This window comes from Nocardioides sp. zg-DK7169 (genome assembly GCF_013155365.1).
Lineage (GTDB): Bacteria > Actinomycetota > Actinomycetes > Propionibacteriales > Nocardioidaceae > Nocardioides.
Genome location: NZ_JABJRA010000008.1, coordinates 24,598 through 38,670, shown reverse-complemented (window position 1 = coordinate 38,670; position 14,073 = coordinate 24,598). Strand labels below are relative to the sequence as shown.

At 73.4% G+C, this 14,073-nt stretch carries 10 protein-coding genes; 6 read left to right on the top strand and 4 right to left on the bottom strand.

The window, feature by feature from the left end; genetic code table 11:
* Nucleotides 1–257 precede the first annotated feature (257 nt).
* Nucleotides 258–848, top strand: coding sequence for a hypothetical protein (locus HOQ23_RS13730; protein ID WP_172215180.1), 591 nt, complete (start codon nucleotides 258–260; stop codon nucleotides 846–848).
* A gap of 144 nt (nucleotides 849–992) precedes the next feature.
* Here HOQ23_RS13730 and HOQ23_RS13725 read toward each other — a convergent pair whose 3' ends face one another.
* Nucleotides 993–1,337, bottom strand: coding sequence for a helix-turn-helix domain-containing protein (locus tag HOQ23_RS13725; RefSeq protein WP_216654226.1), 345 nt, complete (start codon nucleotides 1,335–1,337; stop codon nucleotides 993–995).
* Between the two features lie 63 nt (nucleotides 1,338–1,400).
* On the opposite strand from HOQ23_RS13725, the gene HOQ23_RS13720 reads away from it, so the two are divergent.
* A complete protein-coding gene (locus HOQ23_RS13720) occupies nucleotides 1,401–3,647 on the top strand; it encodes an LLM class flavin-dependent oxidoreductase (RefSeq protein ID WP_172215179.1) in 2,247 nt (748 codons plus the stop codon).
* Here the strand turns inward: HOQ23_RS13720 and HOQ23_RS21605 are convergent.
* A complete protein-coding gene (locus tag HOQ23_RS21605; RefSeq protein ID WP_367650495.1) occupies nucleotides 3,559–3,888 on the bottom strand; it encodes a DUF1800 family protein in 330 nt (109 codons plus the stop codon). The two genes, HOQ23_RS13720 and HOQ23_RS21605, sit on opposite strands and share 89 nt — an antisense overlap.
* Before the next feature lie 283 nt (nucleotides 3,889–4,171).
* Between HOQ23_RS21605 and HOQ23_RS13710 the strand changes: the two genes are divergently transcribed.
* Nucleotides 4,172–9,370 (top strand): sortase, encoded by a 5,199-nt coding sequence (locus tag HOQ23_RS13710; RefSeq protein ID WP_172215177.1) that lies wholly within the window; start codon nucleotides 4,172–4,174, stop codon nucleotides 9,368–9,370.
* Between the two features lie 254 nt (nucleotides 9,371–9,624).
* On the opposite strand, the gene HOQ23_RS13705 is transcribed toward HOQ23_RS13710, so the two are convergent.
* On the bottom strand, nucleotides 9,625–10,479 hold the full coding sequence (locus HOQ23_RS13705) for an aldo/keto reductase (RefSeq protein WP_172215176.1): 855 nt from the start codon (nucleotides 10,477–10,479) through the stop codon (nucleotides 9,625–9,627).
* Between the two features lie 267 nt (nucleotides 10,480–10,746).
* Between HOQ23_RS13705 and HOQ23_RS21275 the strand changes: the two genes are divergently transcribed.
* The 3 genes from HOQ23_RS21275 to HOQ23_RS13690 all read left to right on the top strand — a co-directional run bounded on the left by HOQ23_RS21275 (nucleotide 10,747) and on the right by HOQ23_RS13690 (nucleotide 13,146).
* Nucleotides 10,747–11,763: a methylenetetrahydrofolate reductase C-terminal domain-containing protein gene (locus HOQ23_RS21275; RefSeq protein ID WP_216654225.1), complete on the top strand. Its 1,017-nt coding sequence runs from the start codon at nucleotides 10,747–10,749 to the stop codon at nucleotides 11,761–11,763.
* Nucleotides 11,760–12,548, top strand: a complete 789-nt coding sequence (locus tag HOQ23_RS13695) for a class I SAM-dependent methyltransferase (RefSeq protein ID WP_216654224.1) — start codon at nucleotides 11,760–11,762, stop codon at nucleotides 12,546–12,548. Before HOQ23_RS21275 ends, HOQ23_RS13695 begins: the two co-directional genes overlap by 4 nt.
* A gap of 64 nt (nucleotides 12,549–12,612) precedes the next feature.
* Nucleotides 12,613–13,146, top strand: coding sequence for a hypothetical protein (locus tag HOQ23_RS13690; RefSeq protein ID WP_172215174.1), 534 nt, complete (start codon nucleotides 12,613–12,615; stop codon nucleotides 13,144–13,146).
* A gap of 54 nt (nucleotides 13,147–13,200) precedes the next feature.
* On the opposite strand, the gene HOQ23_RS13685 is transcribed toward HOQ23_RS13690, so the two are convergent.
* The gene (locus tag HOQ23_RS13685; protein ID WP_172215173.1) at nucleotides 13,201–14,022 is read right to left on the bottom strand and encodes a helix-hairpin-helix domain-containing protein; all 822 of its coding nucleotides are present in this window, start codon (nucleotides 14,020–14,022) and stop codon (nucleotides 13,201–13,203) included.
* Nucleotides 14,023–14,073: the final 51 nt, after the last annotated feature.

Here is a 14,073-nt window from a genome sequence, read left to right as displayed (position 1 = left end):
AGGTCCGGTGCCGGGTTGACCTGCGCAAACGGGTCCACAGGTCGGGTTCTGCATGTCCGGCCGCGGCCGGACCCCTTGGACGTCCTGACTCCTGGGCCCAGGAGTGGTGAGACCCCTCGAGGCGCCGGCGATCGCCGGATCCGACCTGGGCGGCCGAAACTGGGGGATATTCGCCCACAGCGGGGGCCACTCGCCCTCGGCACTCCGTACGGTCGCCACCCACGCCCCGACAGGGGTCGCAGGGACGGAGGGCGCAGATGTTCGGTCGCCGGGTCGTGCTCCTCGTCGTGCTGGCCATGCTCGCCGGCGTGCTTGCTCTGGGTGGTCCAGCACAGGCCGAGTCGCGACCCACGCTGGGCCCGCCATCGGCGTTCGATGCCCCCATCGGTCAACGCGGGGGCGCCATGAACCCCGCTGCCAGCTGTGGCGACGGCGTCGAGCCCGCTCGCATGCGGTGGTCGATGAAGAACGTCAAGACCGGACGGAAGGTTCGTTTCGGCTGGTTCGACGGCTACCCGGGGATGCGGTTTCCGCGCCTGAAGGTCGGCACGTACGCCTCGTTCGCCGTGGTGAAGTGCGGCAGCAGCAGGACCGCACGCAGAGACCGTTTCACCATCCACCAGAAGACGCGCAGATCCACGATCTCCCGAGCCGAGTTCACGCGGATCAAGGACGGGATGACGCTGCGGCAGGTGCGGGCCATCGTCGGCAACCGGGGAGTGTGGCCCTTCACCTACGACGGGACCACGAGCCGGACCTTCCACCAGATGCGGTTCTGGGCGTGGTCGATCATCAGGTTCAAGAACGGCCGCGTCGTCGACACGTGGTGGAACGTCGGACACGACTAGTCGCCCGCGCCCGGCGGGCGGTCCACCGCCGAGGGTGGCTGTCTACGTCGGGATCCCTGCCAGTTCGGTCCGGGTCCGCCGCGTTGCCGGTCTGCATGACCTGTTGCTCTCCCGCGCGGCGCGGGACGGAACGACACGCGCGGGTCACTCGCCCCACCGCAGGTGGTAGGCCACCAACGGCTGCATCGCCGCCAGCAGGTCGCGGCCGCGCGGAGTGAGTCGGTAGCGCACGGAGACCGGCGTCGTCGCGATCACCTCGCGCTCGACCAGGTCGTGTGCCTCCAGCTCGCGCAGTCGGGCGGTGAGCAGGCGCGCCGAGAGCCCGTCGACCGCCGCCTCGATCTCCCCGAACCGCGACGCGCCGCGGCCGAGGGCGAGCATGATCGCGCCGGTCCAGCGGCGGCCGACGAACTCCAGGCCCGCCGTGGCCTCCCGGCAGGTGGCATCGTCGATTCGGTCCTGGCGCTGCGGGATCGGGCTCGTGGTCACTTACTCAGGGTAACTCACTTACCCCTGGTTGATCCAGGTCGTCCGGCGGCGGATGCTGGGCGCATGCCCGACTACGGTCACCCCCTGCGTTTCGGATCCTTCATCACGCCGACCGCCGCGTCGCCCCAGCGGCCGGTCGAGCTCGCGGTCCTCAGTGAGGAGCTGGGCCTCGACCTGGCGACGTTCCAGGACCACCCCTACCAGCCGTCGTTCCTCGACACCTGGACGCTGATGTCGTACGCCGCGGCGCGCACCGAGCGGATCCGGCTCAGCGGCAACGTGCTGAACCTGCCGCTGCGCCAGCCCGCCGTGCTCGCCAAGTCGGTCGCCAGCCTCGACCTGCTCTCCGGGGGCCGGGTCGCGCTGGGACTGGGTGCCGGGGGGTTCTGGGACGCGATCGAGGCGTACGGCGGGACCCGGCTGACCCCCGGTGAGTCGGTCGACGCGCTGGCCGAGGCGCTGCGCATCATCCGCGGCGTCTGGGACACCGCAGACCGCTCGGTCCTCGCGGTGGACGGCTCCCACCACCGGGTCCGCGGTGCCAAACGCGGTCCGGCGCCCGCCCACGACGTGCCGATCTGGCTCGGGGCGCTCAAGCCGCGGATGCTGCGCCTGATCGGCCGCGCGGGCGACGGCTGGCTGCCGTCGATGCCCTACCTCCAGCCCGGCGACCTCGCCCGCGGCATGGGGGTGATCGACGAGGCCGCCCGCGACGCCGGTCGCGACCCCGCCGAGATCGTGCGGCTGCTCAACATCAGTCCCGAGACCGGCGCCGACGAGCTGGTGCGCCTCGCCGTCGAGGACGGCGTCAGCACGTTCATCGCGATGGGTGACGACGAGGGCGGGCTGCGCCGCTTCGCCGCCCTGACCGGCGAGGTGCGCGAGCGCGTCGCCGAGGCCCGCGCGAGCTCCGGGGTGCGCGAGCGCGTCCGGGTCCGGCGCGCCTCGGCCTTGGCCCGCCGGCTCCCCGGCATCGGGTACGACGACCTGCCGCCCGAGCTGGCCGAGCGTGCGGTCGAGCCGGGCGACCCGGCGTACGCGCGCTACACCTCCAGCTACCTGCGCGGCGGTGCCCCCGGCCTGGTGATCCGGCCGCGCAGCGTCGCCGAGGTGCAGAGCGCCGTCGCCGTCGCCCGCGAGCACCGCGAGCTGCCGCTCGGCGTGCTCAGTGCCGGGCACGGCATCTCCGGTCGCTCGCTGAACCACGGCGGACTGGTCATCGACGTCAGTGCGCTCGACACCATCGAGGTCCTCGACTCCGGCACGGGCCGGGTCCGGCTCGGACCCGGTGCCCGATGGGTCGACGTGGCGCGCGTGCTGGCACCGCACGGGCTCGCGATCAGCAGCGGCGACTACGGCGGGGTGGGCGTCGGCGGGCTCGCGACCGCCGGCGGCGTCGGCTGGTTCGCCCGCAGCCAGGGGCTCACCATCGACCACCTGACAGCGGTCGAGATGGTGCTGGCCGACGGTCGGGTCGTGCGCGCCGGCGCCGAGCAGGAGCGCGACCTGTTCTGGGGCGTGCGGGGCGCAGGGGCAAACTTCGGCGTCGTCACCTCCTTCGAGCTCACCGCCGCCCGGGTCGGCACCATCGCGTTCGCCCAGCTCGCCTTCGACGCCAGCGACACGGCCGGCTTCCTGGAGCGGTGGGGCCGGGAGCTGGAGGCGGCGGACCGCAGCGTCACCGGGCAGGTGATCCTCGGCGCGCGGCGCGACGGCGCGCGGGTCGCCCAGGCGATGCTGGTCGTCGACTCCGCGGACCCCGACACCGTCATCGCGCGCCTCCAGCCGATCGCCGAGATCGCGCCGCTGCTGCAGCAGCAGGTCGTGCTCACGACGTACGACCAGGTGATGGGGCTGTTCAGCAGCGACGACCCGCAGCGCGGCCGCGGCGAGCCGCACTCCCACTCGGGCCTGGCCGACCACCTCTCGCCTGCGCTCGCAGCGGAGGTCGCGGACCTGCTCGACGCGGGCACGTCGTACTTCTTCTCGATCCGCGCGGTCGGCGGCGCGGTCGCCGACGTCCCGAGCACGGCCACGGCGTACGCCGGGCGCAGCGCGGCGTTCTCGCTCTCCGGCTTCGGCGCCGGCCCGAGGTTCGACGCGGCCTGGGAGCGACTGGTCCCGCACCTGTCCGGCAGCTACCTCAGCTTCGAGACCGGCACCGGGCCGCGGTGGCTCGAGCGGGCCTTCCCGCCGGCCCACCTCGCCCGGCTGCGCGAGCTCAAGCGCCGCTACGACCCCACGGGCCTGTTCCGCGACAACTTCTTCGTCGACCCGGCGACCGACGCCGTGGACGGGCCGGCCGCCTGAGGCGTCCCGGCCCCGCCGGGCCCGACCCGTCGCCTGGGTGACGGCGTCCAGCAGCTCGGCGAGGTCGCGCGCCGAGGACAGCGTGCGCGCGGCGGGGTGGCCGGCGAGGAGCGCGAGGATCGGGGCGAAGCCGCCAGCCGGTGAGGATCCGCGCGGAGGCCTTCACGTCGTCCTCGGTGTAGTGGCCACGGCCCACCGTGTGCAGCTGAGCAGCTCGCGCCGAGGTTCTCGTTGGCGCCATCCGGGTGGGCGCGGGCGGGCGGTGCGTGCTGGTCGTCGGCGGGGTGCGCAGCGGTGAGCAGGTCGGGCACGGGTCGCTCTCGGGGGACCTGGGTCGGGTAGGCGACGATCGACCCCCGTCGATGACCGTCGCGGCCGATTCGCCCTGCACCCGGACCCGGTGGCGCCGCCGGGTCGGTCGGCGCCTGCGCGCCGACGCTCGAGCCGCACGGGTTGTGGAGATCTCTGGCGCAGGTCACAGTGGGAGGACGTGCGGGGGCCGACTCGGGAGTAGGGCAACTGTGGTGAGGATCCGACGACTGACCGCCATGACCGCGGCGTGCGCGATGGCGGCGGCCACGCTCTCGACCGTCACCGACGCCGCCCGGGCGCCGGCGTCCGCGGACCCGCCGACGGGCGGCACCACGATCGTGTCGGAGACCTTCACCGGCACCTCGGTGGCGGACCCGGCGTGGACGGTCCAGGGCGACACCTGCCTGACCGGGGCGAGTGCCCGGCCTCCGGCAGGATCCGCCCAGATCCCGACCTGCGTGACCCACCGGTCCGGCCCCGTGCCGGGCCTCGGCGTGACCCCCGGCTACCTGCAGCTCACCGACACGACCACCCAGCGAGCCGGCAGCGTGCTCTACAACAGCCCGATCCCGGCCACCGCCGGGGTGACCATCACCTTCGACCAGTTCCAGTACGGCGGCACCGGCGCCGACGGCATCGGCTTCTTCCTCGTCGACGGCTCCACCGACCTGACCGAGACCGGTGCGCCGGGCGGCAGCCTGGGCTACGCCCAGCGCATCATCGACGACGTCACGGAGCCCGGCGTCACCGGCGGCGTGCTCGGCGTCGGGCTGGACGCGTACGGCAACTACTACGACGACGGCGAGGGGCGGGGCCGCGGCTGCCCCGAGGGTGATCGCTCGCCCTCGACCGCAGAGGGCGCCGTGGCGCCGAACGTGATCACCGTGCGCGGACCCGGGGACGGCGACACCGGGTACTGCTACCTGGCCTCGACCACCCCGGAGAACCCGGCCGACCCCGACGATCCCGGCACGACGCTCAACGGCGGCAACGGGACCCTGCGCGCCCGCACCCTCGCAGCGTCCTGGCGCCAGGTGAACATCACGGTCACCCCGGCGCCCGACCCGCGGGTCGTCGTCCAGGTCCGCTACGACCCCAGCAACCCCGCCAGCCCGTGGGTCACCGAGCTCGACATCCCGGCGCCGGCCGACCTGCCGAGCACCTACAAGTTCGGGCTCTCCGGCTCCACTGGAGGCCAGACCGACGTCCACCTGATCCGCAACGCGCTCGTCCGGTCGGTCAACCCGCTCGCGCAGCTGCAGCTGGAGAAGCAGGTCGACCGCAGCGCCGGGACGCTGCCGGCGGTCATCACCGCGGGGACAGTGATCCCCTACCAGTACACCGTCACCAACGCCGGGCAGGAGACCCTGTCGACGCTGTCGATCACCGACGACACCATCACCGGCCCGATCACCTGCGACAACACCACCTTGGTCCCGGCGCCAGCGGCGGGGTCGACCACCGTCTGCCGCGGCACCTACACCGTCACCGCCGCCGACGTCGAGGCCGGGGAGGTCGTCAACGTCGCGACGGCCACCGCACAGAATCCGGCGGGGGACCCGGTCACCTCCCCCGAGGCGACGGTCACCGTGCCGCTCGTCTCGAGCCTCGACCTGGACAAGGAGGTGCAGACACCGGGACCGTACGAGGCGGGGCAGGAGGTCGAGTACCTCTACACCGTGACGAACACCGGCGGATCCACCGTCACCAACATCGCCGTCACCGACGACCGCGTCTCCTCCGGGGCGCTCGTGTGCGAGGCCAACGTGCTCGCGCCCGGGGCCTCGACCACGTGCACAGGCACCTACACCGTCGACACCAGGCAGGCCGACCCGTCGGGGAGCATCGTCAACACCGCCGTCGCGACGGGGGAGACACCCGCGGGTCAGGACGTCGAGTCGCCCGAGGCCCAGGCCAGCATCGGGGTCAACACCGACATCGCGGTCACCAAGACCATCGACGACCCCGAGCCGGCGGTCGGCGACACGGTCACCTTCACCGTCACCGCGACCAACAACGGCCCGGCGCTCGCCACCGACGTCGTCATCACCGACCTGCTGCCCGAGGGGCGCCTGACGCTGCTGAGCTCGAGCACCGCCGGCCCTCAGCCGTCGACGTACGCCGCCGGCACCGGCGCCTGGTCGATCCCGAACCTGGCCGTCGACAATGCCGTGACCCTCACGATCACCGCTCGGGTCGACACCAACGGGGTGGTCTCCAACACCGCGAGCCTGACCAGCCTGGACCAGCTGGACACGAACGCCGACAACAACAGCGCCACCGTGACCTTGAACCCCGCGTCCCTCGACCTGGCGGTGACCAAGGAGGTCATCGGGTCCGCGCTGGTCGCGGCGGGGGAGCCGGTCACGTTCCGGGTCACCGTCACCAACCTCGGGCCGCGTCCCGGCACCGGCATCACCGTGACCGAGGAGCTGCCCCCGGGGCTGACCTACCGGCCCGGGGACTCCGGCGGCACCGGCACCTACGACCCGGCCAGCGGCATCTGGACGATCGGCGCCCTCGCCGTCGGGGCATCCGCGTCGTACGACTTCGTCCTCGGCACCACCGCCCCGGGCACCTTCACCAACGCCGTCAGCATCGCCAGCGTGTCACCGGTCGACATCAACAGCGCCAACGACTCCGCGTCAGCGAGCGTCGACGTGCGCACCCCCATCGCCGACCTCGCCATCGTGAAGGGTGTCTCCGACGAGGAGACCGTCGTCGGCGACACCGTCACCTACACGGTCACCGTCCTCAACCGGGGACCCGACACCGTGCGCGACGTCTTCGTCACCGACACCGGCCCGGAGGGGATCACGATCCTCGACAGCACCCCCTCGCAGGGCACCGTCGACCTCCCTGGCGGGCGCTGGGAGGTCGGCACGCTGGCCTCCGGGGCGAGCGCCACGCTGGCCATCACCGCGCGGGTCGACACCGAGGGGACCAAGGTCAACGTCGTCACGGTGGCGGCGCCCCTGTTGGACGATCCCACCCCGGCCGACAACGAGTCCTCGGCCACGGTCACCACCCTGGGGCCCGCGGTCGACGTCGCCGTCACCAAGGACGTCGCCCGTCCCGATGGTGACGAGGACGTCTCGGCCGTCCCGCTGGACCAGGACGTGGTGTTCACGGTCACCGCGACCAACAACGCCGTCGCCGGGGCACCCCCGACGGCGGCCACCAACATCGTCTTCGACGACGTCCTGGAGGAGGGACTGACCTACGTCTCGTCCACGGGCGACGGCACCTTCGACCCCGAGACCGGCTCGTGGAGCATCGACTCGCTGGCCGTCGGGGCGAGCGCGACCCTCACGATCCGGGCCACCGGCACCGTCGTCGGGCAGCGCAGCAACACCGTCGGCCTCAGCACCCTCGACCAGCGCGACGTCGACGAGACCAACAACTCCGCCTCGGCCACCGCGACGTTCGTGGAGCTGGCCGACCTCGCGATCACCAAGACCGTCGACCAGCCGGTGGCCCAGCCGGGGGACACGGTCGTCTACACGATCACGATCACCAACAACGGCCCCAACGCCACCGACGACACCGTCACCGAGGACCCCGCGCTCATCCAGGCCAACATCACGGGGCACACCACCGACAACGGGACCTTCGACGAGGAGAACCGCGTCTGGACCATCCCGCGGCTCGAGGCGGGGGCGACCGCGACGCTGGAGGTGTCCGTGCTCATCGGGCCCAACGCCTTGGGGAACTACCGCAACCTCGTCGCGATCCAGGAGTCCCGGGTCGAGGACCCGGACCCGAGCAACAACACCGCCAACGCCGAGCTGTTCGTCCCGGCCGCGGACATCGCCGTCGAGAAGACCGTCGACGACCCCACGGCCCTCGTCGGCGAGACCGTCACCTTCACCGTCGGCGTCCGCAACCTCGGTCCGGACACGGCCGAGGCGGTCACCGTGGACGACCTCCTGCCCGCAGGCCTCACCTACGTCAGCAGCACCGCGACGGTGGGGGACTACGACCCGGACACAGGGGTGTGGACCATCGGCGACCTCGACCCGGCCGACCTGCCGGCGACCGAGCCCCAGGCCGAGCTGCAGATCGTGGCCCGCGTCGCGCAGACCGGTGCGCTCACCAACACCGCGGACTCCGACCGGTCCGACGGATTTCCCTACGACCCCGACCTGACCAACAACTCCGACTCCGCCACCATCAACGGCTCGGAGGACCCCGCGCTCACGATCGTGAAGACCGCGCGGCCCCGTACCGTCTCCGCAGCCGGGCAGCGGGTGACCTACCGGTTCCGCATCACCAACACCGGAGACGTCACCCTCAGCGCCGTCGCGGTCGTGGAGGGCCGCTTCACCGGCTCCGGCAACCTGCCGACGCCGACCTGCCCGCCGGGCGCGGCAAACCTCGCTCCCGGGGCGAGCGTCACCTGCACGAGCGTGTACGTCGTCCGCGCGGCCGACCTGTCCGCACGTCGGCTGCGCAACACTGCGCGGGCCTCCGGCACCGACCCCCTCGGCGAGCCCACCTCCTCCGGCCCGGACAGCGCGGTGGTCACGATCAACCCGCCCGCCGAGCCGGAGATCGCGACCCGGACCTCCGACCAGCGGGTCACGCCCGGGGAGGCCTTCCACGACCGGGTCCGCGTGACCCGGCTCGCGCGCGGCACCTCCGTGCCGGCGACCGCCCGCCTCTACGGGCCGTTCACGTCGCGGGCGGCCGCGACCTGCGGGCCGGGCAAGCTGGTGCGCACGGTCCGGTGGCGCGCGAGCGCCGGCTGGAGCCGCACCGCGTCGGTGCGGATCAACGAGCCCGGCGTCTACACCTGGCGGGTGTCCACGCGGGCCACGGCTGCCAACGCCGCCGCGACCAGCCGCTGCGGACTGGCCTCCGAGACGACGACGGTCGCGAAGCCGTCGTACCCCGTCCCGGCGGTCAACGGCGGGTTCTCCGGCGTCCTTCCGGGCCTCGGCGCCGAGCGGCGGGCGCCGACGGTGGTGCGGGGACCGGGCTTCGGCCTGGACGCCACCGTCATCCCCACCACGATCGCCCGCGGGGAGATGAGGCTGCCCGGCGACGTCGACGTCACCAGCTGGCTGCGCAAGTCTGCGGGGTACGGCGACACGATCGGCACCTCGGTCATCGCCGGGCACGTCTCGGACCGCAGCGACCGGCCGGGCGCCATGTGGGGCCTGCGCCGCGCCCAGCGCGGCCAGCCGGTCACGGTGAGGAGCGGCGGGACGACGCACCGCTACCGGGTGACCAGCACCGCGACGTACCAGCGGACCCGGAAGCTCCCCGCTCGGTACTTCGGGACCACCGGCGCCCACCGGCTCGTGCTGATCAGCTGCACCGACCGGGTCGTCTACCCCAACGGGCGCTTCCACTACACGAAGTACAAGGTGGTCGTCGCCGAGCCGGTGCGAGGCACGAAGCGCTGACGCCGGCCGCGAGCGCGCTACCTGGGCCAGGACGATGGCGGGAGCAGAGGAGCAGGCCGTTCGCCAGGTCGGTCCTTCCTCCCGCTGGCTCGGGCTGAAGAGCCGGGTGGCGTGGCCGAGGTCGAGGGGGGACCGAACGGCCACCCAGCACCGCCGGCACCAGACCTGCGGTGCAGGCCAGTCGACGACATTTCGGGGCGCTCGAGCCACGCCTGGGGAAACGCGCGGCGGCGTGCACGACGCCGTCGGAGGGCCTACTTCCCGCTGTAGACGGGGAACGCCCTGTGCTCGCCGTAGTCGAGCGCCTGCATGCCGCGCAGCGTCGCCATGTCGAGGGCGGAGATGGTGAAGTCCACCTCGGCGTTGCTGCGCATGTGCTCGGGGTTGGCCGTCTTGGGCAGCGACACCGTGCCCAGCTGGAGCGTGTAGCGGATGCACAGCTGCGGGACGCTGACGTCGTACCGCCCTGCGATCTCGGCGATCTCCGGGTGCTGCAGGAGCGCTCCGTGCGCGATGGGCGAGTAGGCCTCCACGAGGACGTTCTCGTCGGCGCAGTAGGCCAGCAGGTCGCCTGGGGTGTTCCCCGCGTGGACGAGCAGCTGGTTGACCTGCGGGGCGACGGTGCAGGAGCCGAGGATGTTGTCGAGGTCGTGCTCCAGGAAGTTCGAGACGCCGATGGCGCGCACCTTGCCCGCCTGGTGTGCCTCCTCCAGTGCTCGCCACGCCTCGCGGTTGCCCTCGGCGTAGTCGCCGCCGCGGAAGTCGGCCCACGGCTGCGGACTGTGGATCAGCATCAGGTCGATGTGGTCGAGCCCGAGGGCGGACAGGGAGCCGTCGATCGCCGCGAGGGCGCCGTCGTGGTCCTTGATCTCGGCGGCCAGCTTGGTCGACACGAAGAGGTCGTCGCGGTCGAGGCCGCAGGTGCGCACGCCCTCACCGACGCCGCGCTCGTTGCCGTACGCCTGGGCCGTGTCGATGTTGCGGTAGCCGATCTCGACGGCGTCGCGCACCGCCTGGGCGGTGTCGCCGTCGTCGATGAACCACGTGCCCAGTCCCAGCTTGGGGATCTGCACGCCGTTCGACAGGGCATATGTCTCGTTCAGGATCATGGGGCTCTCCTCGCTGGTCCTCTCGGCGGCCGGGTCCAACTGGGCTCGAGGTGTCGCCGTCCTCCCAGCATGGCCGGGCGCTCCACGCCGAGGGCCTGAGGCCGGGTCCAGGACGGGGCGGTGGGACGTCGTCGGACATGCAGAAGTACCCCGGTCGGATCGTTGACCTGGGGAAACTGGCCCGACGAGGGGGTTCTGCATGTCCGAGCACGGTCGAGCACGGCTCGGCCAGGCATGCGACAGCGACCACGGGGACACCGAGGCTCCGTGTCCGATGAGCAGGGGTGCCCGAAGCGGATGACCTACGGGCCGTGCGGCGGCGTCCGCGACGACGCCTCCTGCGAGCTCGACCAGCGACCGTGCCCCTTCGCGCAGCCCCGGGCCGAGGTGGTGCGCTGGACCGAGCCGACCGCACCGCTCCCCACCGGCCCGTCCAGCCGGCTGCTCGACGCGGCCCGTTCCGGCCCCGTCGTGCTGAGCGACCTCACCACTCGGGCGTACGACGCCGCGGGCCTGGCCGCTGTCGTCGACGTGTTGCGCGGCTCGTGCGACGCGGTGCTGGTGGGCGAGCACCAGAACCGTCCTGACTTCCCGCCGGCGCTCATGGCCATGCTGGTCGCGCAGGCGGGAGGGACGCCCTGGATGACCCTCACCTGCCGGGACCGCAACCGGGTGGTGCTGGAGCAGGAGCTCGCCGGGCTCGCCCTGGCCGGCGCCGACGGCGTGCTGTGCGTGACCGGGGACGTGCGTGCGCCCGGGGTGCGCCCCGGGGTCACCCAGGTCTTCGACCTCGACGGCACCCGACTGGCTGCGCGGGCGCGCGAGTGCGGCCACGCCGTTGCGGTGCCCGAGGCGCCGGCCGCCGTACCCCGTGCGCTGCGCCCGGCCCGGCTGCTGCAGAAGCAACGTGCCGGGGCGCACCTCGCGGTCCTCAACCACGTCGCCACTCCGGGTGAGGTGGCCGACTTCGTCACGGCCGCCCGGGCGCTGGGGGTGGGCATCCCGGCGATCGCCGCTGTCGCCGTCTACACCGACGAGCGCTCGGCCCGCGTCCTGCAGCGCTTCCCGGGGCTGCACCTCGAGGACGCCCGGGTCGAGGCGGTGCTCGAGGCCCGTGACGTGCGCGAGGCCGGGATCGAGGCGGCGGTGGCCGAGGCCCGGGCGCTGCTGGCCATCGAGGGGGTCGTCGGGGTGAACCTGTCCGGCCTCGGCTCCGGTGCGGGCGAGCTCGCCGGGGCGCGTGTGAAGGCAGAGATCGGCGACCGGATCCGGGAGGGACGATGAGCGAGCGCGACCCGATGGTCGACGAGTTCGACACGGTGGCGGCATGGACCGCGGACGCGGTCGCCGTGTTGGGCCCCGACCACGCCCTGCCCGCCGCCTGCCGCGGCAGCGGCAGCCCCGGTGCCCTGGACTGGCTGGCCGAGGCGATGGGGGTCAGCGCCGGCACCCACCTGCTCGATTCCGGCGCGGGGGTCGGTGGGCCCGCGGCGTACCTCGCCCGCACCCGCGGTGCTCGGCCGGTGCTCGCGGAGCCGATGGTGGGCGCCTGCCGAGCGGCCCGGCGGCTGTTCGGGAGCCCGGTGGTGGCGGCCGACGGGGCACGACTGCCGTTCGGCGCCGGCACCTTCGACTCCGCGTGGTCGCTGGGCGTGCTGTGCACCCTGGAGGACAAGCGCAGCTACCTGCGCGAGCTGGCGCGCGTCGTGCGCGACGGGGGAGCGGTCGGCCTGCTGGTCTACACGCGCACCGTCGAGGAGCTTCCCGACCAGCCGGAGGGGAACTGGTTCCCGAGCCGGGCCGAGCTGGTCGCGGACCTCGAGGCCTGCGCGCTGAGCGTCCTCGACGAGGTGCCCCTGGCCGACGTGCCCGGCACACCCGAGGACTGGCAACGGGCCGCGGACGCGGTCGAGGCGGAGGTCGAGCGGGTCCACGGCGAGGACCCGCGGTGGGCCCGGGCCGCCGAGCAGGAGGAGACTATCGGCTCGCTCATCGAGGACGGCCTCGTCGTCGGCGTGCTGGTCGGCTGTCGCCGCGAGGCGCGCGCCGGCGCCACAGCCACGGACTGAGCCCCCGGCGTCGTCGCCGAGGACGCCGACCCGCGGGGGCTCGGGGGAGTGGGTACCTGCGGGCATGCTGAAGCGCGTGCTGGTCGAGGGTGTCGTCTCGGGTGCGGCCGGGATGGTCGCGATGACGGTCGGGGAGGTGGTGGAGCAACGGCTCACCGGACGACCGGACTCCCATGTCCCGGCCCGGGTGCTGGAACGGGTGCTCGGTGTCCAGGACCACCAGGGGTCCTCGCTGCGAGCCATGAACCTGGCGATGCACTTCGGCCAGGGGATCGCCCTGGGGCCACTGCGGTCCCTGATGGCGCACGTCGGGCTCCGCGGGCCGGTGGCGTCGGCGAAGTTCACCGTCGTGCGGTTGACCAACGACCAGATCCTGGAGAACGCGACCGGCGTGGGCGCGCCGCCCCAGACGTGGCCGCGCGCGGAGCTGGCCGTCGACCTCCTGCACAAGGCGGTGTACGGGTACGCCACCGGACTGGTCGCCGACGCGCTCGCGGCTCGACGGGGGCCGGGGCCCGGGCAGCGCCATGCCGCCGTCGCCCCCGGGCGTCGTGCCGGGGTCGGCCCGTTGCCGCGGCGCACGGCGACGGCGCGCTAGCTCGGGTAACGCGAGCCGGTCCGCACCAAGCGCTGAGGAGGACCTCGGCGGGCCTCAGATGAAGACCGCCCGCTCGCCGAGCAGGCTCGCGGTGCTCTCGGGGAGGTCGGCGTAGAGGGCCAGCTCGTTGATGCTCGTGAAGCGCCCCAGCTGCTCGCGGGCATGGGCGACGCGCTCCGCCTCCTCGGGGGAGAGGCCGGTGAGCGGGGTGAGGCGATCCGCCGGGATGGCGTTCAGGTCCAGCAGGCCGCCGTCGTCCACGCGCCGCGGCAGGTCGGGGCGCCCGATGGCCATGCTGCGGGCGAGGGAGGGGTCGTTGGTCGCGAGCTGCCGGTACTGCTCGCGCAGCCGGCGCCGCGCGAGCTCCTCGGCGACGCCGGGCAGCTCGGCGCCGACGCCGGCGTTGCGCACCAGCACCGCGACCGTGATCGAGACGGCCAGGTTGATGAACAGCAGCACCCCGCCGAGGTCGCCGAGGAAGCCGGTGGGTGTGCCGTCCTCCTCGGTGTTCCCGGCGGTCAGCATCAGCCCGGTGATCATCAGGGCCGCCAGACCCCCTGCGAGGGCGCGCATCCTGCGCCGGAAGGCCACGTCGAGCGGGCGCTGCGTCGCCGCCCACAGCGGCGGCACGAAGCCGGCGAAGCCGCACGACCCGGCCGCCACCGCGACCAGCGCCGTGCCGGCATTGGTGGATCGCAGTGCCGGGTGGGGGATCGGCGACAGGGAGGGGCGGACGGCGGGACCCGATGCGGGGAGCCACAGCTGCCACCCGGGCGGGGCGGGGCCCCACGCCGGGTCGGGACGCCAGCCCGCGGGCGGCGTCCAGCCCGCCGGCGGCTGCGGCCAGTTCGGCGGCGGGTTGTAGCGCATGCTCATCCGAGATCCCCCCTCGCTCAACGGGTTCGCAGTCTAGACATCCGGGGCCGC